This window comes from Ferrovum myxofaciens, assembly GCF_000735045.1.
Classification (GTDB): Bacteria; Pseudomonadota; Gammaproteobacteria; order Burkholderiales; family Ferrovaceae; genus Ferrovum; species Ferrovum myxofaciens.
The window spans coordinates 1-422 of sequence record NZ_JPOQ01000315.1; the positions used below are offsets into that span (position 1 = coordinate 1).

Annotated in this window: 1 pseudogene; it reads right to left on the reverse strand. The window is 51.7% G+C overall.

The features are described 5' to 3' along the window. Window positions 1–166 precede the first annotated feature (166 nt). Window positions 167–422 (reverse strand): annotated as a pseudogene (locus IV91_RS0113780) (RNA-guided endonuclease TnpB family protein); the annotation flags it as partial.

Sequence of the window (422 nt, forward strand, 5' to 3'; positions counted from 1 at the left end):
GGGAAACCAAAGACTCGCCCTTGAGGGGCTTGCCAGTCAAGTTCTTTGAGGGCGCTCAACCCCCATACCCTCATCTATTTTGCAAAAAACCGCCCAAACCACCCTCAAATAGATTGATCGCGCTCAACAATCTCGGAAGTATTCAGATCAACGCCTACCTCGCCCTTCACTTTTGGCAAGGGCGAGACTTGAACGTGGGATAGTCCGATTCCTTCTTGAAGAATTTTGTAAAAGCCGTATCCAGGTGACGAAGCGATTGCTGCAGGACGACCGACGACACTTCACTCAACCATGACGTTTCAGGGTCCTGTTTCAGACCCTTGAGGCGCGCCGCCAAATCCTTGTAGTACACGCGCTGACCGTTGTTGTAGAAGGCAGTCGACCTCTCCTTCAAGCCCCAATTGTAGATCCATCGCGCACAA